The sequence below is a fragment of the Cognatiyoonia sediminum genome (assembly GCF_900129845.1).
Classification (GTDB): Bacteria; Pseudomonadota; Alphaproteobacteria; order Rhodobacterales; family Rhodobacteraceae; genus Cognatiyoonia; species Cognatiyoonia sediminum.
The window spans coordinates 549,975-567,378 of record NZ_FQXB01000001.1 but is presented as its reverse complement, the minus strand read 5'-3'; the positions used below and the strand labels follow the sequence as shown (position 1 = coordinate 567,378).

Here is a 17,404-nt window from a genome sequence, read left to right as displayed (position 1 = left end):
TCCGAACCGGTCCAATAGCATGAATAAAATAGTGAATATGTCACAGGGAGATAAGCATGACACCAGAAACTCAAAGCCGGATTCATCCGGCAGCACTTACCTATGCGGAAGACGAAAAAACCGGCAAACTTAGCCGGCGCGAGTTCCTCGCACGTACAACAGCGTTAGGCCTTACATCCGCGGCAGCATACGGGCTGATCGGTCTTGACGCTCCGGCGCACGCCGGCGGACACGCCCAGCAAGGCGGAACCATGCGGATGCAAATGGAGGTTCGGGCGCTGAAAGACATCCGGGCAACAGACTGGACGCAGATGGCGTTTGTCTATGCTGGTTGGCTCGAATATCTTGTCGAATACAACTCTGATGGCTCATTCAACCCGATGCTTCTTGAAAGCTGGGATGTGAACGACGACGCGACTGTCTACACACTGAAATTGCGCCAAGGCGTGAAGTGGAACAACGGCGATGACTTTACAGCTGACGATGTGGCGCGCGTTATCACCGACTGGTGTGATAAATCCGCTGAAGGTAACTCAATGGCCGGTCGCTTTGCGGTTCTTATCGACCCAGCCACTGAAAAAGCGATCGATGGCGCAATTCAAGTTGTCGACACTCACACAGTACAGCTCAACCTGCCAGCATCCGACATCACCTTGATTGCCGGCATGGCGGACTACCCGGCTGCAATCTACCATAGTGGCTTTGACGGGGAAAACCCACTGAACGACCAAGTCGGTACAGGTCCTTACCTGAGCGAATCTCACGAAGTTGGCGTCAAGTCCGTTCTGGTTCGGAATGAAGGCCACGATTGGTGGGGCTATGCTGCCGGCAAAGGCGGCTTCCTAGATCGTATCGAATACATCGATTATGGCACAGATCCATCTGCATGGGTGGCGGCAGCTGCGGCTGACGAGATCGACATGATCTACGAAACTGTTGGCGACTTTGTCGAAGTCTTCAATGGCATCGGCTGGGAAGAAAGCGCAGTTGCTTCAGCTGCAACGATCGTTATCCGCCCGAACCAAGTAGCAGAAGTTAACGGTATGCAGCCTTATGCAAACAAGAAAGTGCGTCAGGCTATCGCGATGGCTTGTAACAACGCTGTTTGCTTGGAGCTTGGATATGCGAACCAAGGTGAGGTTGCGCGCAACCAGCACGTTGGCCCGATGCACCCTGCTTGGGCAGATGTTCCTGCACTTCCATATGATCCAGCCAAAGCTCTGGAGATGATCACCGAAGAAGGCATGGCCGACTTCGAATTTGAGATCACATCCATTGACGACGATTGGCGCCGCAACACCACTGACGCCGTTGCAGCTCAGCTGCGTGACGCTGGCTTTAATGTGAAGCGGACAATCATTCCTGGCTCCACATTCTGGAACGACTGGACGAAGTATCCGTTCAGCTCCACCAACTGGAACCACCGTCCGTTGGATACACAGATCCTTGGTCTGGCCTATCGCTCTGGCGAAGCTTGGAACGAAGCTGCCTTCGCAAATGCTGAGTTTGATGCTCTGCTTGCTGAGGCGAACTCGATTGCGGATGCAGATGCACGCCGTGAAGTGATGGCTAAGCTGCAAGGCATCATGACTGACGAAGGCGTGACGCTACAGCCATACTGGCGTACGGTATATCGCCACGCCAAGCCAGGCTTCACGGGTTGGGACATGCACATCGCGTACCTGCCACAGATCTACAAGATCGGCGTTGCTACCTAACTAAGCTAACTTCTAAGGCCGTCCAGAGTAATCTGGGCGGCCTTTTCAACTGCGCAAGACCGCCAATAAAGAGCGGTCCAGCCAACGACAGGGATCCTTTATGGGACTGTTTATTCTTCGACGCCTTGGGGTCATGATCCTGACGGCGCTGTGCCTGACATTTATCGTTTTCTGGCTTACCAATCTCTATCCAAATCTCGAAAAGCTCGCCAAGACCCAAGGCAACTTCCGAATGTCTGATGAGGCTGTAACGAGCTACCTGACCAATCGAGGGTACACGCAAAGTTTGCCAGTAAAATACGGACAGTGGTTAGGTGTGTTGCCGGGTTGGGAGATTGAAGGCTCCGATGGTGAGCTTCGCAGAAGATGCGAGGAAGGGCAGAACTATTGCGGCGTCCTTCAGGGCTATTGGGGATATTCAACAGTCTTCAAAGAAGATGTGAGCAAGATCATCGCCACCCGACTCGCGTTAACAGGGAAATTGATGTTCTGGGTGCTCATGGTCATGGTGCCTGGTGCGCTCATCATCGGTATTCTTGCTGGCATGCGCGAGGGATCTAAGCTAGATCGAAGTCTCTCGACTTTCTCAATTATGACGACAGCAACACCTGAATATGTGTCCGGCGTTGTGTTGATCGCCGTATTTGCGACTCCGCTCTTTGGAATGCAGTACTTCAAAGGAACTGCGACAAGTGCGATGGATGATGCAAATTTCCAAAACTTCTTCCTGCCCGTGATAACAATCGCCCTCTATGGCATGGGTTATATCGCGCGTATGACCCGCGCATCGATGACGGAAGTTATGACAGCGCAGTACATCCGAACGGCACGCCTCAAAGGTGTGAAGTTCCGAACAATTGTGATCAAGCACGCGTTGCGCAACGCTTTGATTGCGCCCTTCACAGTTATCATGCTCCAGATCCCTTGGCTCCTGAACGGTGTCGTGATCGTCGAGACGTTGTTCAACTATAAAGGGTTTGGCTGGACCTTGGTCCAAGCCGCGTCGAACAACGACATTGAACTGCTTCTCGGCGTATCAGTCGTTTCAGTCTTCGTCGTTCTCCTGACACAGCTGATATCGGACATCGGCTATGTCTTCCTGAACCCACGCATCCGAATTTCGTAAGGGAGACTGGCTATGGAACCGTTAACTTGGACCGGAAACGTCGGTGACTTTCTTAACCCAATCTTTTGGATCGCCGCGGTCATCCTTCTTGTGTCAGTCATTGCACAGATCATTCTTTCCTTTTTCGCGGAAGAAATGACATTGCAAGCCAATCCTGATGGCACGTTGATGCGCCGTGGTGGGCTATTTGGGCTTGTTGAAAGGCTGACGAAGTATTCGTTCTTTGCAGTCGTTTTGATCGTCCTCGCCTACATCATTCTTGGCGTCGTTCTTCCCTACGGATCAGTCGGCATCGTTGGCAATATGGCGAAGCAGTTTACACCCGTTTGGCTGGCTCTCATCGCGACTTTCGCTCTCTCAATCACCTTCAAGCGCTCATTAGGCCTGTATGGTAAGCTTTTTGACAGCACAGTCGGCATGATTGGGTTTGGCTTAGTCATGTTTTGGGTATTCACAGCAGGTTTTGCCGGAATGTTCGATATGCTCGCCACGCATGATCCGTTGCAGCAGATTTCGGGCCTCAAGAACAAACTGCCAGGTGTTCCGCTTCCAGAAGGTGTCGAAGGCTATCCGCACTACCTTCTTGGCGGTGATAACCTCGCGCGTGATGTGTTTAGCCGCATGGTCTATGGTTCGGTGATCGTGATTGCGATTGCGCCTTTGGCGACCGTCTTTGCCTTTATGGTGGGGATCACGTTGGGGCTTCCAGCAGGCTACTACGGTGGACGCTTAGATACGATCCTGTCGTTCCTTGCGAACCTGATCCTCGCCTTCCCTGTCATTCTGTTGTTCTACCTATTGGTGACACCAGAGATTGTAGCCACAGGTATCCCAACCTTTATGGCGACGGTTTTGTTCATCTTCCCGTTGGTGTTTTTCGGCGTGTTGATAAACTCGCGCTACCACACCCAGCCGACGCAGCGAACCATCATGCTTGCAGTCGTGCTCGGTGTACTCGGATTGCTTTACCTGTCCTTGATCAGCCAAGAAGGAACGGTATTTAACTTTATGCCAGCGGCACTCGACCTCTTCGATATCAGCTCAGGTATCCTTGTGGTGTTCGTGTCAGTGGTCTTCGTAAACTCGCCGACCGTGTTCAGGATTGTCCGCGGCCTCGCTTTGGATCTTCGCACCCGCGACTACGTTGCCGCGGCTCAGACACGCGGCGAAAGCAGCTGGTACGTTATGCTGTGGGAAATCTTGCCTAACGCACGCGGACCGCTGATCGTCGATTTCTGCCTCCGGATTGGCTACACCACGATCCTTTTGGGAACACTAGGTTTCTTTGGCCTCGGCCTTCCGCCTGAATCACCTGACTGGGGGTCCACCATCAACGAAGGCCGCAAGTTGCTGCTGATCTTCGTGCACCCTGCCCTGCCACCAGCGTTGGCGCTGCTCTCGCTCGTGTTGGGTCTAAACCTGCTGGCCGACGGCCTGCGTGAAGAATCATTGAAGGACTAAGCCCATGGAAAAACAAGACTACGACGGCCCAATCCTTGAGATCGACAAACTGTCCATCTCCTTCTTCACGCGCCTGCGGGAAATTCCAGCAGTTATGGATTTCTCTGCCACGGTGATGCCGGGTGAGGCATTGGGGCTCGTCGGGGAATCCGGCTGCGGCAAATCCACCGTGGCGTTGGGCGTCATGCAAGACCTCGGCGTCAATGGCCGCATCGTCGGCGGTTCGATCAAGTTCAAGGGTCGTGACCTCAACACAATGTCTCAAGATGAACTGCGTGACATTCGCGGTTCAGAGATCGCTATGATCTATCAAGAGCCGATGGCCTCACTGAACCCCGCGATGAAGATCGGCAAGCAGCTTGCTGAAGTGCCGATGATCCACGAGGGTGTCAGCGAAGACGAAGCGATGAAACGCGCTCTCGAAGTGGTAACGGATGTGAAGCTTCCTGACCCGCAGCGGATTTTGAAATCCTATCCGCACCAGCTTTCTGGCGGTCAGCAGCAACGTATTGTCATCGCGATGGCACTGATGTCCAAACCATCGTTGTTGATCCTAGATGAGCCAACGACAGCGCTTGACGTGACCGTGGAAGCCGCTGTTGTGGAGTTGGTGAAGGATCTTGGGAAGAAGTACGGCACATCGATGCTGTTCATCAGCCACAACCTTGGCCTTGTCCTTGAAACCTGCGACCGCATTTGCGTGATGTATTCCGGTGAAGCGGTGGAACGCGGGTCTATCGAAGACGTGTTCGACAAGATGCAGCACCCTTACACACAGGCGCTGTTCCGTTCGATCCCGCTTCCAGGGGCCGACAAAAATGCGCGCCCCCTCGTTGCTATTCCGGGTAACTTCCCACTGCCGCATGAGCGACCTCAAGGATGTAACTTTGGCCCGCGGTGTGACTACTTCGAAGAAGGGCGCTGCGACGCCGATATGTCCATTCCGATGGAAATCATCGAAGGCCATGATCGCCACCAATCTCGGTGCCTGAAGTTCAAAGAAATCGATTGGAACGCTCCGATTGAGGTTGGCGAACAGAAGGAAAAAGCGGCTGCTGGTGACGTTGTTCTGAAGATGGACAACCTCAAGAAATACTATGAGGTTGCGGCGAATGCGCTCTTTGGCGGCGGCGACAAAAAGGTCGTCAAAGCGAATGAAACGCTTAGCTTTGAAGCGCGTGAGTCGGAAACGCTCGCCATCGTCGGCGAATCTGGCTGCGGGAAATCTACCTTCGCCAAGGTTCTGATGGGACTGGAGACGGCAACAGATGGTCAGATCATTTTGGACAATCGGTCTATCGGGGACACGCCTATTGAAGATCGAGACACGAAAACCGTCGCCGACGTACAGATGGTGTTCCAGAATCCGTTCGACACATTGAACCCATCCATGACAGTCGGTCGGCAGATTATACGGGCGCTCGAGATTTTTGGCGTCGGCGACAGCGATGCAGATCGCAAAGATCGCATGTTGAAGCTGCTCGATCTGGTGAAACTTCCGCGCGCCTTTGCGGATCGGATGCCGCGGCAACTGTCTGGTGGTCAGAAACAGCGTGTCGGTATCGCGCGCGCCTTCGCAGGCGATGCCCGCATCGTTGTGGCGGATGAACCTGTATCAGCGCTCGACGTGTCTGTTCAGGCGGCTGTGACTGATTTGTTGATGGAAATTCAGCGGGAACACAAAACCACCCTGCTCTTTATCAGCCATGACCTTTCCATCGTGCGCTACCTCAGCGACCGTGTGATGGTGATGTATCTGGGCCATGTGGTCGAGCTGGGCACGACCGACCAGGTCTTCGCACCGCCGTATCACCCTTATACTGAAGCCTTGCTCTCAGCCGTTCCAATTGCGGATACGTCCGTTGAGAAAAAGCATATCGTGCTGGAGGGCGACATTCCGTCAGCCATGAACCCGCCTTCGGGTTGCCCATTCCAAACACGGTGCCGTTGGAAGGATAAGGTCGCCGGTGGCTTGTGTGAGAAGGAAGTACCAGCGGTGCGCATGATGGCGGATGGCCATCAGATCAAGTGCCACCTGAGCGACGATGCGTTGGCCGAGATGGATCAGGTCATCAAAATCGCGGCTGAATAAGAAATTGGGGAGCGTCTAGCTCCCCAAAATAATACGCACGTAGTCTTGAGTTTCTCGGTACGGCGGGATGCCGCCGTATTGCTCTACAGCGCCCGGCCCTGCGTTATAGGCGGCGAGTGCCAACCTCCAAGTTCCGAACTTGCGGAATTGTTCGTTGAGGTAGCGCGCGCCACCGTCCAAATTCTCATCAACGTCATAAGGATCGACGCCCAAGTACCGCGCTGTGGCAGGCATCAACTGAGCGAGGCCAATCGCGCCCTTGTTTGAAACAGCGCGGGGATTCCAACCGCTTTCCTGTTGGACAAGACGCAAAAATAGGTTCGGCGGTACACCGTGCCGTCTTGCTGCTGCTGAAGCGAGTTGCAGGTATTCGCCGCTATAATTGCCTGAGTACGCAGGGATCGAACCCGGAGCTCCGGGGACGATGATGGCTTGAGGCTGAAGCCGAACCGAATTGTTGTACTGCTGTGCTGCGCGCCCATCTAGCACATCAAGTTGGCGCTGAAACAGCGCTGTCCGTGAACTGGTTGAAATGGTGTCTTGCGCGACCGAAACTGTCGCCAAGCCACTTATCAATGATGCGCAGATCAAAAAGCGCATAGGACACCCCTAGAAATCTCTCACACAATTTAGCGTTTTCCACAGGAATAACCAGCCTTCGGCGGTAAAGCCTCTGTTAACCTTGATGCGCGATGCCTATCCTACGCCAAACCAAAATCAGATTCGTGGGGGTGCCGGTATGGCCGGGTCAGTTAACAAAGTCATTCTAATCGGCAACCTCGGAGCCGATCCAGAAGTGCGCACGTTCCAAAACGGCGGCAAAGTCTGCAACCTGCGGATCGCGACGTCCGAGAACTGGAAAGATCGTAACACAGGTGAACGCCGCGAGCGGACAGAATGGCATTCCGTCGCCATTTTCAGCGAAGGCCTCGTTCGTGTAGCCGAACAGTACCTACGCAAAGGCTCCAAAGTATACATCGAAGGTAAGCTGCAGACTCGCAAATGGCAGGACCAATCCGGTCAAGATCGATACTCGACCGAAGTTGTGCTGCAGGGCCTCAATGGTACCCTCACAATGCTCGACAGTCGCGGTGAAGGCGGTGGTAGCTATGGTGGTAGCAGTGGTGGTTATGGCAGCGGTGGTGGCTACGATAGTGGTGGCGGCTACGAAAGTGGACCGTCCGGAAACTCTGGCGGCGGCGGTGGCCGCGACATGGACGACGAAATTCCGTTCTAAGACCTAGGGCGTCGATCGGGCATTGGCTCAGTCGGCGCCGTTAGCGCATATCCAAAGCGTCTGACAAAACGGACAATACCGCGTCGCGGGGTACGTCAGACGTAATGAAGGCGTCTCCAATTCCCCGCGCAAGAATGAATCTGAGCGTACCAGCGACGACTTTTTTGTCCTGACCCATCAAATCAAGAAGCGCTTCTGCGCTGGGTAAATCTCCGTCGATATCCGACACATCCACTTTCATACCCATCGCTTTGAGATGGGCACGAACGCGGCTTGGGTCTTCCTGGCTGCAAAGTCCGAGACGCGCCGAAAGTTCAAACGCAAGGCCGCATCCAACCACGACTCCTTCACCGTGCAAAAGCCTATTTGAATATCCCGTCGCAGCCTCCAAGGCATGACAAAACGTATGACCAAGGTTCAAAAGCGCACGGTCGCCCTGCTCCGTCTCGTCACGCTCAACTATGTCAGCCTTCATTTCGCAGCTGCGTTTCACCGCATAAATCAGGGCGTCCATCTCCCGGTTGGCGATAGCGTCGGCATTGGTTTCCAACCACTCAAAGAAATCCGCGTCCCCAAGAAGCCCGTATTTGACCACCTCGCCGTATCCGGCGAGGAAATCTCGCTGCGACAGAGTCGAAAGCAGTGCGGTATCGGCGAGAACCAAGCTCGGTTGATGAAACGCGCCGATGAGGTTCTTACCCGACGCCGAATTGATCGCGGTTTTCCCTCCGACCGAACTGTCGACCTGCGCCAGCAATGTCGTCGGGATCTGTACAAACCTTACGCCCCGCCGAAGAATGGCAGCCGCAAAGCCGACCAAATCGCCAATAACCCCGCCGCCGAAGGCGATAATGACATCGCCACGCTCGACTTTCTGCTCTAGCAACCACTCGACGCTCTGTTCCAAATGCGCCCAGCCTTTGGTTTTCTCGCCTGCTGGCAAGCGCAACACGTCAAACGTCAAGCCCGCGCTGGCGAGACTGGATTGCAAGCCATCAAGATGGTGGCCCGCGACTGTCTCATCCGTGATGATCGCAATTTGCTTGCGGCCACCCATTGCGGCGATCCGGTCTCCCGCGCTTTGCAAAACACCATCGCCAATAATGATATCGTATTCGCGGTTTGGGAGATTGACGCGTACGGTTTCGGTCATGTGATCAGCTCCAAGATATGATCTTCGCTGAGCAAGACCTCGATGGTCCGCTGAGTTGTTTCGTCAATGGACGCGCCCGGTTGAACGTCTACGCGGAGTTGAGCCAATTGGTAGATCGGTTGCCGCACATCGAAAATGTCAGAAAGCGTTTGAAATGGGTTGTCCGTCCGCAGAAGTGGCCGCGTGTCTTTATGGCGCACACGCTCCCAAAGAAGCTTCAGATCAGCGTCGAGCCAAACGGACGCGCCCTTCTCATCAATCAATGCTCTATTGCGTTCTGCCAGAAACGCACCACCGCCAGTTGACAGGATGCAAGGTTCACCAGACAAAAGTCGCGCGATCACTTCGGTTTCCCGTTCTCGGAAAAAGGCTTCTCCATCGCGGGCAAAAATTTCAGCGATTGTCGCGTTTGCAGCAGCCTCGATTGCCGCATCACTGTCCAGAAACGGAACACACAATTTTTCGGACAACGCCCGTCCAATGGCAGATTTTCCGGACCCCATCATGCCCACAAGCACAACGGATCGCTTTAAGCGATAAGCACTTGAGATCGCATGATCTGAGTTCATCTTCACCGCCCCGGATCTAGGCTGCACATCGCCTAATGAAAAAATCTTTTACTCAATGCCGTGAACTTCAGAAAAAGGCCATATATAAAGATGACAAAAGCGGCGGAACAGCCGTGATACGGGCAGAAAGAAGATTGGGGCATGTCGAATGTGGCGACTCATAAAAGTACTGTTTTTTTTGAGTGTGTTGGCTGTGGCCGGTTTGATTGCATATGCCTATATGGGTCCCATATTCTTCCCGGCTGATTTTGCGCCTCCCACAGCTGAGGTGAGCGAACCCGTGGTGTTGGAGACCGAATAGTGCGCCAGTTATTGTCGGCCCTTTGTTTTCTTGCAATTGCGCCAACAGCCCTGTTCGCTCAAGCAAACGAACCGCTCTCGGTAATTGATTGGCTGTCCGATAGTGTGACGGACGAACAGGCATTGGGCGATCGTGGCTTAGAACCACCGACTGCCACGAGTGCGCGTCCTCCCGATGTCCTTGTGACCCAACTTGATATGCCGACACCCGACGCAGTTGGACTGTTTTCTTCGGCGACCCTCGGCTTGCCGAATTCGATGTGGTCGCTGAGCGAAGAAACCTCTCTTGTAGAGCTTGTTTCTGACTTGCCGGATCCAAAAATCCCGGTTCTTCAGGATTTGTTGGTCACTTTGCTGCTTATACAATCCGATCCCCCTTTCGGCGCGACGCCGCAAGGACGGTTTTTCCTGTCTAGGGTCGATAAATTGTTGGAACTAGGGCGCCTTGAAGAAGCTGGGGCTCTATTGGATGCAACTGACCTCAACACGCCAGAGATTTTCCGCCGCCAATTCGACGTTTCTTTACTCACCGGAACTGAGGACAAGGCGTGCCGTTCACTCAGCCAAGGGTCGAAAGTTGCTCCATCCTATGCCGCTCGCATTTATTGCCTCGCGAGAGAAGGTGATTGGCCCGCTGCTGCACTAACTCTCAATACGAGGCGTGCTCTTGGGGATATCTCAGATGACGATGATTTGTTGTTTAGTCTATTTCTTGATCCCGAAATCTTTGACCACAGCTTAGAATTGCCGGAACCAGATCGGGTAACGCCCCTGATTTTCCGAATTCGAGAAGCTGTGGGGGAAAGCCTAAGCACAGTAGAACTGCCCTTGGCCTTCGCGCACGCTGATTTGAGATCGATCAATGGGTGGAAAACCCAGCTAGATGCCGCAGAAAGGCTGGCGCGGAACGGTGCAATTGAACCGAATGTCATGAAGGCCCTGTTTACTACGAGACGCCCATCTGCGTCGGGAGGAGTTTGGGACAAAGTGGCCGCTTTGCAGGCACTTCAAGCCGCGCTCGACTCGGAACGAACAGACGCTGTTGGAGCGGCTCTCCCATCCGCCTTCGAAAGCGCTAAAGAAATGGGTGCGGAGGCGTTATTTTCAGAGATCTATTCAAATGAGGTAAGCGAATACGATTTGACTGGCGAAGCTGCGGAGATTGCTGCGACGATGATGTTGCTTAGTCCCGGTTCTGAGTTGGACATGAGTGGCGTGAATGTTGATCCGTTCCTTGTCGCAGTTGCTCAAGGACGGCCTCAAGAAGTTCGTGCAACAGAACCTCGCCGCCTCGCTATTCAAGCGGCGTTCAACGGCGCGACACCCCCGCAAAGCGTTCAAACCTTATTGGACGATGGCCGAACCGGCGAAGCCATCTTGGAAGCCATTCACCTGACCGAAGGCGGGCTTGATGGGGATTTGAATGCGATGCGCGATGCGATTACAATTCTTCGAGCCGTTGGCCTGGAAGACATCGCACGAAAGGCCAGCTTGCAATTTTTGCTAATGGAGCGCCTTTGACATCCAGTTCAGAACAGCCAATGTCGCATTGGATCCAAGGATTTTTGGAGGCCCAAGCTGCTGAATTGGACGCGGCAACAAACACACGTCTAGCCTATGGTCGAGATTTGGCGAATTTTTCAGATTGGCTAGAACGTAAGTCGTTGCACTTCGCCACTGTCACGCAAGACAACATCGAAGGATATTTGATCGAATGCGACGCCGAGGGTCTATCTGCGTCGACCCGAGCAAGACGCTTGTCAGCCATCAAGCAACTCTTTCGTTTTGCCTTTGAAGAAGGGCTGCGGGACGACAATCCCGCGATGCAGATTAAGGGGCCGAAGAAAGCCAAATCGCTCCCGAAAACCTTATCAGTGGAAGAAGTCGAAGCGCTTCTCGCAGCCGCACGAGACTGTGGCATTGCGAGTTTGCGGAACACATGCCTGATGGAGCTTTTATATGCGACTGGGATGCGGGTGTCGGAGCTTGTTGAACTCCCGGTGTCTGCTGCGCGCGGCGACCCGCGCATGCTGTTAGTGAAAGGAAAAGGCGGCAAGGAACGGATGGTACCCCTATCGCCTCCGGCCCGAGACGCCTTAGCGGCGTACATTGTAGAACGCGACGAAAAGGAAACCGAAAAAAGATACAAAGGCATCCCTGAGTCAAAATTCCTCTTCCCAAGTCGCGGCAAGCTGGGTCACCTAACGCGTCATCGGTTCTTTGGTTTGATTAAAGAAATCGCAGTTAAGGCAGGTGTTTCACCTGAAAAGGTCACCCCACATACACTACGCCACGCCTTTGCAACCCACCTTTTGGCAGGTGGTGCTGACTTAAGGGCGATTCAGACTATGTTAGGCCATGCAGACGTTGCGACGACAGAGATTTACACCCATGTGCTGGATGAAAGACTGACAGAACTCGTGATGAACCATCACCCACTCTCCAATAAGAAATCTTGATCGCCGACGCTGCTGCCCCTATTCACTGAAATCAAATGATTGATACCACCGCTTTTGATGCTGCCTTTTGGGTTTCCGCTGGAGCCATCGCAGTCCTTCTTGTTTTATCCGGCTTCTTTTCTGGGTCAGAAACCGCCCTCACTGCCGCATCTCGCGGCAAGTTGCGGGCAACTGCCGATAAAGGTGGCCGGGGTGCACAGCGCGCCTTGGACATAACCGAAGACAATGAACGTCTTATCGGTTCTGTACTTTTGGGCAATAACGTCGTCAATATTCTCGCCACTTCGCTTGCAACGGCTGTCTTGACCAAAGTTTTTGGTCAAAACGGTGTTGCGGCAGCGACTTTGATCATGACCCTGTTAGTCCTGATTTTCGCTGAAGTTCTGCCAAAGACCTATGCCATCACAAACCCAGAACAGGTGGCCTCTCGCGTAGCCGGTCCGATCAGCGTTGTTGTGTTTGTGTTCTCGCCGATCGTATCTGCCGTGCGACTGTTGGTGCGTGGAGTCTTGCGAATATTTGGTGTCGAGATCGATCCAAATAGCAACATTCTAGCTGTACGCGAAGAGATCGCAGGAGCGTTACAACTTGGCCATTCAGAGGGCGTGGTTGAGAAAGAAGACCGTGACCGCATTCTTGGCGCGCTTGATTTGAGCGACCGCGAAGTTGAAGAGGTCATGCTGCATCGTTCTGGCATTGAAATGATCGACGTTGCGCAAGGCAGAGATGCAATCTTGAAGCAGGTGTTGGAGAGCAAATACACGCGCCTACCAGTTTTTCAGGATGACCCTGAAAACATCGTCGGTGTGATCCACGCGAAAGACCTTCTGCGTGCAACACACAATGGCGCTTCATCCGAGTTCGACATTCTTGAGGTCGCGAAACCTCCCTACTTTATCCCCGAGACGACGACGCTCGACGATCAAATGCGGAATTTTCTGCGCCGCCAAACGCACTTTGCGCTGGTGGTTGACGAATATGGCTCACTTCAAGGGCTGATCACGCTCGAAGATATTCTTGAAGAAATCGTTGGTGAGATCACCGATGAATTCGACAGCGATGAGGAAGACCTTATCGAAGCGACAGGCGACGGGGCCTTCCTTGTCGAAGGCGCGATGACCATTCGCGATCTGAATCGTGCTCACGACTGGTCGCTGCCCGATGAAGAAGCCAATACAGTCGCAGGATTGGTCATTCACGAAGCACAGATGATCCCGCTGGAAGGACAGGTATTTTCTTTCCATGGGTTTAGGTTTGAAGTCGTTGAGAAGGATCAAAACAGGATTTCTCAACTCAAAATTCGTAAACTATAGGGGCGTCACCGCCCCTTAAACAATCCACCCAATAGCCCACGAACAAGACGGCGACCAGTTGTGCCCCCGAGCTCCTTAACAACTGCTTGAGTCAATGCGTCGCTCAGGCTATCTGGGGAAGAGGATTTTCGAGATGAGGACCGCCCGACTTGCGAGCCGTTATATCGACGGGCCTTTTTAAATTCGCGTAGTTCCGCTTCTGCAGCCTCTTCTTCCGCCTCCGCCTTTTCAGCCGCCTCCGCCGCTTGATTGGCGCGCTCCTTTAGCAGCTCAAAAGCGCTTTCATGATCCAAGCGTTCGTCGTATTTCCCGGCCATCGGTGACGCTCGCATGATCGCAGCTCTGGAGATGCTATCAAGCGGCCCAAGTTGCGACGAAGGAGGGCGAATAAGCGTGCGTTCCACAATCGACGGAATGCCGTCGTCATCCAAAAATGACGTAACCGCCTCGCCCGTTCCCACCTCTTGAATGGCCTCCGACGTATCGAAGGCGGGATTTTCGCGGTATGTCTCAGCCGCTTGTTTTAGTTCTTTGCGGTCTTTTGCTGTGAACGCGCGCAACGCGTGTTGAATGCGATTACCGAGTTGTCCCAAGACATCTTCAGGAACATCAGCAGGGTTCTGTGTCACGAAGAATACGCCAACACCCTTTGAGCGAATGAGCCGAGCAACCTGTTCAACTTTATCCACGAGCGCTTTGGGTGCATCGTCAAAAAGCAAATGCGCTTCATCAAAGAAGAATACTAATTTCGGTTTATCGGGATTACCAACTTCAGGCAGTTCTTCGAACAACTCAGACAACAGCCACAACAGGAAAGTCGCATAGAGCCGAGGGCTTCCCATCAGCTTGTCAGAAGCAAGAATGTTGATCGCCCCGCGACCATCGTCATTGCACCGAATGATGTCCGATAGGTCTAACGCAGGTTCTCCGAACAACGATGTCCCGCCTTGGTTCTCAAGCACCAAAAGCTGCCGCTGAATTGCGCCAACCGAAGACGCGCTGACATTGCCGTATCTCAGCGACAAATCCTTTGCGTTTTGCCCAACCCAAACCAGCATTGCTTGCAGGTCTTTCAAATCAAGCAGCGGCAAGCCCTCTTCGTCTGCCACGCGGAACGCGACGTTCAAAACACCTTCTTGAACGTCGGTGAGTTCCAGCAACCGTGACAAAAGCAATGGCCCCATCTCAGCCACGGTGGTGCGAATGGGATGGCCTTGCTCGCCAAATAGATCCCAGAAAGTGACAGGGAAGCCAGAGTAGTCCAGATCCAGGCCGATGGTCTTCGCGCGCTTTGTGAATGCATCGTGCAGCTTAAACGTCTCTGTCCCTGACGCAGCTAGACCCGAAAGGTCTCCTTTGACATCAGAGAGAAACACCGGAATGCCGTTGGCCGAAAACCCCTCTGCCAAAATCTGTAGGGTCACGGTCTTACCCGTCCCTGTGGCTCCGGCAATCAGTCCATGACGATTTGACTTATCCAGCCTGAGATGTTGCGGTGTAGCGTAGCCCTCTGCACCGCCACCTACAAAGATTGAATCTGCCATGTCGTCCCCCGAAAACTGTCTCGCTGACGATACATTCAAAAATGAATGACGCCAGTGCAATTGGCCGCAGATCAGCATGTTCATGTAGTTCGTTGCTTAAGAACACTTTTCCCCTGACTTAGCTGTTGACGTGAAGGAATATGTTTTCTAGTTTTTCGCCAATAGTCGGCAATGTCCGACAGGGAGAATTGGAAAAGGGGTCCTTCTGTAGGACCCTTTTTTCATTCGGCGATTGTGAACTCACCGGCGATTTTTTGCGCTGACAGTCCTTTGAGCGCGTGATACGGATCAACCCGACAAAAATCGGAGCAATCTATGTTCAAGAAAACAATTGTAGCAGTCGCAACAACAGCGGTGTTTGCTGGATCATTCGCCTTTGCCCAAGAGGATACTGACGATGCCGTTGCAAACACGGAATCCACTTTAAGCCTTGGCGAAGAAGTCACTCAGGCCCCACGCGAGCCGCAGGTCGGCGAGACTTATATTGGGTCAGTCGAAGGCGATTGGGCCCTGCGTTGTTTGAAAGCTGAAGAAGGTAGCGTCGATCCTTGCCAGCTTTATCAACTGCTGAACGATGAAAGCGGAAATTCCGTCGCAGAGATGAGCCTGTTCCCAATTCCAAACGGCGAACGTGCCGCCGCAGGCGCAACGATCGTTGTTCCGCTCGAGACGTTTTTGACAGAGCAAGTGACCCTGAGCATCGATGGCGGCACCGCGCGTCGGTACCCTTTCACGTTCTGCAATAGTGCGGGCTGTGTGGCGCGTGTTGGCTTTACTGCCGAAGAGATTGATCAGTTCAAGCGCGGCAACCAAGCGACCATGCGGATTGTTCCTGCAGCGGCCCCTGATGAAGAAGTGATCCTCTCAATCTCGCTGTCGGGATTTACGGCAGCTTATGATAAGCTGGAAAACAGCTAAGTGTTTTAGGGCTACCTTCGGGTAGCTCTAAACTTTTCGAAGGGCGAGAACGGCGTTTAATCCGCCGAACGCAAAGGCGTTCGATAGTACGACATCGACCTCCGCATCTCTTGCTTCGTTCGGAACTACGTCCAGAGCGCATTCCGGATCAGCTTCTTCGTAGTTGATCGTCGGGGCGATCACGCTTTTACGCAATGCCATGATGCAGGCAAAAAGTTCGACTGCACCGGTGCCACCGATCAAATGCCCGTGCATCGACTTGGTCGACGAAATCATCAACTGATCTGCATGAGCTCCGAACACATCCGCCACGGCGGCACATTCAGTTTTGTCATTTGCCGCTGTTCCGGTGCCATGCGCGTTGATGTAGCCGACTTTGGACTTCGCGATCTTGCCGTCCTTCAATGCACCATGGATTGCGCGCGCTGCCCCTTGTTTTGAGGGCATAACAATGTCGGCCGCGTCCGAGGACATCGCAAATCCTGCCACTTCACACAAAATATCAGCCCCGCGCGCCTTGGCATGTTCGTATTCTTCAAAAACAAAGATGCCTGCACCTTCGCCCTGCACCATCCCGTTTCGCGTGGCCGAGAATGGTCGACACCCATCCTTGGACATGACCCGAAGGCCTTCCCAGGCCTTGATCCCACCAAAGCACAACATGCTTTCAGAGCCACCAGTGACCATCACCTTGGCCATGCCGCTACGGACCATATTGAACGCCTGTCCCATCGCGTGATTGGACGACGCACAGGCCGTTGCGACGGTGAAAGACGGGCCGCGTAGGTTCCACTCCATGGACACGTGACTGGCCGCCGCGTTGTTCATAAGTTTTGGTACAATAAAGGGATGAACGCGGTTCTTTCCCTCTTCGTAAACCACACGGTAGTTTTCATCTTGTGTGTTTAGGCCACCGCCTGAGGTTCCAAGCACAACCCCCGATCGGTCAGCGAGTTTGCCGGTGAACTTCAACCCCGCCTGTTCAATCGCCTGTCGCGCGGATAATAACGTAAACTGTGTGAAACGATCGTAGAGGGCGATTTGTTGGCGGTTAAAATAAGCGTTTTCATCATATCCGCTCACCTGACCACCGATTTGGATTTGAAGCCGGTCCACATCACGAATGTCTAAGGCTCCAATACCGGACCGGCCTTCCTTCATGGCTTCAAAGGTCGAGGCTGCATCATGCCCAAGGGGATTGATCGTCCCTGCCCCTGTGATGACGACACGTTTCATTGTCAGGTTTTTTGATCCGCGACGAGTTTTTCAACAGCGCGGATAATGCTCTTCACAGATGTGATATCGAAATCACTCGCTGTTGGATCGTTCGCGTTGAAGGGAACCGAGATATCGAACGCCTCTTCAATGGCAAAGATACTTTCAACTAAGGCCAGGCTATCGACACCCAGACTTTCGAGGGTGTCGTCCAATGAGATATCCGACGGCTCCAACAACGCCTGTTCCGCGATGATCTCGATGATTTTGTCTTGAACGCTCATGGCTTACCTTGTGGG

Annotated in this window: 15 protein-coding genes; 9 read left to right on the top strand and 6 right to left on the bottom strand. The window is 53.4% G+C overall.

From position 1 onward, the window contains the following. Nucleotides 1-56 precede the first annotated feature (56 nt). From BUA85_RS02840 to BUA85_RS02825, 4 genes are all read left to right on the top strand, one after another. Nucleotides 57-1,718 (top strand): ABC transporter substrate-binding protein, encoded by a 1,662-nt coding sequence (locus BUA85_RS02840; protein WP_072899128.1) that lies wholly within the window; start codon nt 57-59, stop codon nt 1,716-1,718. Nucleotides 1,719-1,818: 100 nt separating this feature from the next. Next, a complete protein-coding gene (locus tag BUA85_RS02835) occupies nt 1,819-2,844 on the top strand; it encodes an ABC transporter permease (protein ID WP_072899127.1) in 1,026 nt (341 codons plus the stop codon). 12 nt (nt 2,845-2,856) lie between these two features. Beyond that, nucleotides 2,857-4,305 (top strand): ABC transporter permease, encoded by a 1,449-nt coding sequence (locus BUA85_RS02830; RefSeq protein ID WP_072899126.1) that lies wholly within the window; start codon nt 2,857-2,859, stop codon nt 4,303-4,305. Between the two features lie 4 nt (nt 4,306-4,309). After that, the gene (locus BUA85_RS02825) at nt 4,310-6,397 is read left to right on the top strand and encodes a dipeptide ABC transporter ATP-binding protein (RefSeq protein ID WP_072899125.1); all 2,088 of its coding nucleotides are present in this window, start codon (nt 4,310-4,312) and stop codon (nt 6,395-6,397) included. 15 nt (nt 6,398-6,412) lie between these two features. On the opposite strand, the gene BUA85_RS02820 is transcribed toward BUA85_RS02825, so the two are convergent. Beyond that, nucleotides 6,413-6,997: a lytic transglycosylase domain-containing protein gene (locus BUA85_RS02820; RefSeq protein ID WP_072899124.1), complete on the bottom strand. Its 585-nt coding sequence runs from the start codon at nt 6,995-6,997 to the stop codon at nt 6,413-6,415. A 139-nt stretch (nt 6,998-7,136) separates the two neighbouring features. Between BUA85_RS02820 and BUA85_RS02815 the strand changes: the two genes are divergently transcribed. Beyond that, nucleotides 7,137-7,634: a single-stranded DNA-binding protein gene (locus tag BUA85_RS02815; RefSeq protein WP_072900382.1), complete on the top strand. Its 498-nt coding sequence runs from the start codon at nt 7,137-7,139 to the stop codon at nt 7,632-7,634. Nucleotides 7,635-7,674: 40 nt separating this feature from the next. On the opposite strand, the gene aroB is transcribed toward BUA85_RS02815, so the two are convergent. Next, nucleotides 7,675-8,787, bottom strand: a complete 1,113-nt coding sequence (gene aroB, locus BUA85_RS02810) for a 3-dehydroquinate synthase (protein ID WP_072899123.1) — start codon at nt 8,785-8,787, stop codon at nt 7,675-7,677. Continuing rightward, on the bottom strand, nt 8,784-9,356 hold the full coding sequence (locus BUA85_RS02805) for a shikimate kinase (protein ID WP_072900381.1): 573 nt from the start codon (nt 9,354-9,356) through the stop codon (nt 8,784-8,786). The genes aroB and BUA85_RS02805 overlap by 4 nt, the downstream gene beginning before the upstream one ends. 300 nt (nt 9,357-9,656) lie before the next feature. Here BUA85_RS02805 and BUA85_RS02800 point away from each other — a divergent pair, with 300 nt between their 5' ends. From BUA85_RS02800 to BUA85_RS02790, 3 genes are read left to right on the top strand one after another with little or no spacing between them, the layout of a single operon-like run. After that, on the top strand, nt 9,657-11,177 hold the full coding sequence (locus BUA85_RS02800) for a hypothetical protein (RefSeq protein ID WP_083526165.1): 1,521 nt from the start codon (nt 9,657-9,659) through the stop codon (nt 11,175-11,177). Nucleotides 11,178-11,197: 20 nt separating this feature from the next. Further along, nucleotides 11,198-12,115, top strand: coding sequence for a site-specific tyrosine recombinase XerD (locus tag BUA85_RS02795; RefSeq protein WP_072899119.1), 918 nt, complete (start codon nt 11,198-11,200; stop codon nt 12,113-12,115). A 35-nt stretch (nt 12,116-12,150) separates the two neighbouring features. Next, entirely contained in the window at nt 12,151-13,428 is a 1,278-nt protein-coding gene (locus tag BUA85_RS02790; RefSeq protein WP_207548126.1) for an HlyC/CorC family transporter, read from the top strand. Nucleotides 13,429-13,433: 5 nt separating this feature from the next. Here the strand turns inward: BUA85_RS02790 and BUA85_RS02785 are convergent, their stop codons facing one another. Beyond that, nucleotides 13,434-14,972 (bottom strand): helicase HerA-like domain-containing protein, encoded by a 1,539-nt coding sequence (locus BUA85_RS02785; protein ID WP_072899117.1) that lies wholly within the window; start codon nt 14,970-14,972, stop codon nt 13,434-13,436. A 315-nt stretch (nt 14,973-15,287) separates the two neighbouring features. On the opposite strand from BUA85_RS02785, the gene BUA85_RS02780 reads away from it, so the two are divergent. Further along, nucleotides 15,288-15,890 (top strand): invasion associated locus B family protein, encoded by a 603-nt coding sequence (locus tag BUA85_RS02780; RefSeq protein WP_072899115.1) that lies wholly within the window; start codon nt 15,288-15,290, stop codon nt 15,888-15,890. A 27-nt stretch (nt 15,891-15,917) separates the two neighbouring features. Here BUA85_RS02780 and BUA85_RS02775 read toward each other — a convergent pair whose 3' ends face one another. After that, nucleotides 15,918-17,126, bottom strand: a complete 1,209-nt coding sequence (locus tag BUA85_RS02775) for a beta-ketoacyl-[acyl-carrier-protein] synthase family protein (RefSeq protein WP_072899113.1) — start codon at nt 17,124-17,126, stop codon at nt 15,918-15,920. A gap of 2 nt (nt 17,127-17,128) precedes the next feature. Then, nucleotides 17,129-17,389, bottom strand: coding sequence for an acyl carrier protein (locus BUA85_RS02770; RefSeq protein WP_072899111.1), 261 nt, complete (start codon nt 17,387-17,389; stop codon nt 17,129-17,131). Between the last annotated feature and the right edge of the window lie 15 nt (nt 17,390-17,404).

Coding starts and splice junctions, on each gene's coding strand:
- BUA85_RS02795 (WP_072899119.1), top strand. CDS start 11,198: ATGTCGCATTGGATCCAAGGATTTTTGGAGGCCCAAGCTGCTGAATTG.
- BUA85_RS02790 (WP_207548126.1), top strand. CDS start 12,151: ATGATTGATACCACCGCTTTTGATGCTGCCTTTTGGGTTTCCGCTGGA.
- BUA85_RS02835 (WP_072899127.1), top strand. CDS start 1,819: ATGGGACTGTTTATTCTTCGACGCCTTGGGGTCATGATCCTGACGGCG.
- BUA85_RS02780 (WP_072899115.1), top strand. CDS start 15,288: ATGTTCAAGAAAACAATTGTAGCAGTCGCAACAACAGCGGTGTTTGCT.
- BUA85_RS02815 (WP_072900382.1), top strand. CDS start 7,137: ATGGCCGGGTCAGTTAACAAAGTCATTCTAATCGGCAACCTCGGAGCC.
- BUA85_RS02825 (WP_072899125.1), top strand. CDS start 4,310: ATGGAAAAACAAGACTACGACGGCCCAATCCTTGAGATCGACAAACTG.
- BUA85_RS02775 (WP_072899113.1), bottom strand. CDS start 17,126: ATGAAACGTGTCGTCATCACAGGGGCAGGGACGATCAATCCCCTTGGG.
- BUA85_RS02830 (WP_072899126.1), top strand. CDS start 2,857: ATGGAACCGTTAACTTGGACCGGAAACGTCGGTGACTTTCTTAACCCA.
- aroB (WP_072899123.1), bottom strand. CDS start 8,787: ATGACCGAAACCGTACGCGTCAATCTCCCAAACCGCGAATACGATATC.
- BUA85_RS02770 (WP_072899111.1), bottom strand. CDS start 17,389: ATGAGCGTTCAAGACAAAATCATCGAGATCATCGCGGAACAGGCGTTG.
- BUA85_RS02820 (WP_072899124.1), bottom strand. CDS start 6,997: ATGCGCTTTTTGATCTGCGCATCATTGATAAGTGGCTTGGCGACAGTT.
- BUA85_RS02805 (WP_072900381.1), bottom strand. CDS start 9,356: ATGAACTCAGATCATGCGATCTCAAGTGCTTATCGCTTAAAGCGATCC.
- BUA85_RS02785 (WP_072899117.1), bottom strand. CDS start 14,972: ATGGCAGATTCAATCTTTGTAGGTGGCGGTGCAGAGGGCTACGCTACA.
- BUA85_RS02840 (WP_072899128.1), top strand. CDS start 57: ATGACACCAGAAACTCAAAGCCGGATTCATCCGGCAGCACTTACCTAT.